The organism is Amycolatopsis sp. H20-H5 (assembly GCF_035828755.1).
Taxonomy (GTDB): Bacteria; Actinomycetota; Actinomycetes; order Mycobacteriales; family Pseudonocardiaceae; genus Amycolatopsis.
Genome location: NZ_JAYMZS010000269.1, coordinates 1 through 1533, shown reverse-complemented (window position 1 = coordinate 1533; position 1533 = coordinate 1). Strand labels below are relative to the sequence as shown.

The following is a 1533-nucleotide window of genomic DNA, read 5'->3' as shown; positions in this document are numbered from 1 at the left end:
GTAGCTGTTCAGCTGGCTGGTGGCCGATGTCGGTGGGTTGAGTCCCACCTGGGATGATCTTGGTGTGGCGGTTCCTGGGGTGTTGGAGGCGATGGTCGAGCAGTTGCTCGCCCGTGTTCAGGAGTTGGAATCCGCGCTGGCGCAACGGGATCAGCGAATTGCGGAGTTGGAACGTCAGCTGGGGCAGGATTCGTCGAATTCGTCTCGTCCGCCGTCCTCGGATGCGCCGTGGGGCAAGAAGCCCGCGAAGAAGCGGTCGTCGCGGAGCCGCTCGGGGCTCAAGCCGGGGAAGCAACCGGGTATGTCGTCGTCGTCGCGGAGCCTGATCGATGATCCCGACGAGATGGTCGTGATTTCTCCGGAGCGGTGCCGGGGGTGTGATGTGTCGCTGGCTGGTGCGCCCGAGAGTGGCCGGGAGCGGCGGCAGGTGGTGGATGCGTCACCGGTGCCGCCGCCGGTGGTGACCGAGTACCAGCGGGTGTCGAAAACCTGTGTGTGCTGCGGCACCGTGAACACACCGGCGTGGGATGCCGGTGACGTTCACGGCGATGTGGTGGCTACGGCGGGGTCGCCGGTGCGGATCGGTCCGGAGACCCTGGCCCGCGCGGCATTGCTGACGTGTGGGCATTACCTCCCGATCGGGCGGTCTCGGCAGTTGCTCGAAGCGCTGGCCGGGGTGGATGTGTCGACCGGGTTCCTCGCCGGTGTCCGTGGCCGCGCGGCCCGCAAACTGGAGAAGACGTTCCTCCCGCACGTGCGGGACTTGCTGATCGGCGCGCCGGTGCTGCATGCGGATGAGACCACCGGGCGTGCCGCCGGGGCACTGTCGTATGTGCATGTCGCGTGCACCGAGTACCTCACGCTGCTGCACGTCGGTGGCCGCACCAAAGGCGATATCGACGCCGGTGGTGTGCTGCCGGCGTTCACCGGGGTCCTGGTCCGTGACGGCTACGCCGGTTATGAGCACCTCACCGGCGCGGTGCACGCCTGGTGCGGAGCTCACCTGCTGCGCGACCTGCGGTCGATCTCTGATGCCGATCCTGTCGGGCAGCTGTGGGCGTCGGCGATGGCCGACACCCTTCTCGAAGCCCATCACGCGGCAAGGGCGGCCCGGGACAACAACGCCGAGGCTCTCGACGCGGCTACCCTGGCCAGGATCCGCAATCATTACCTCGGGGCGCTGGCGCGAGGCGACGACGACAACCGGGACCTTTGTGGGCAACTCCCCACCGAGGCCCTCACCCTGATCGGCCGGTTCCGCCGGTTCGAGGACATGATCCTGCGGTTCGCGACCGACCTGACTGTCCCGTTTTCGAACAATATGGCGGAAAGAGCCGTCCGACCGGTCAAAATCCAGCAACGCACCTCAGGTGGAACCTGGCGCACCCTCACCGGGCTCATCGACTTCGCTGTCGTTCAGTCCTATCTGGACACCGCCACCAAATGGGGCATCGACAAACTCCACGCACTCCGGGAACTGTTCACCACCGGCGCCTGGCTACCACCAGCACTCACCCCCAGCTGAATAGGTAC

At 66.5% G+C, this 1533-nt stretch carries 1 protein-coding gene; it reads left to right on the top strand.

The window, feature by feature from the left end:
• Nucleotides 1-64 precede the first annotated feature (64 nt).
• A complete protein-coding gene (gene tnpC, locus QMK34_RS47390) occupies nucleotides 65-1525 on the top strand; it encodes an IS66 family transposase (protein ID WP_442785378.1) in 1461 nt (486 codons plus the stop codon).
• The last annotated feature ends 8 nt before the right edge of the window (nucleotides 1526-1533 follow it).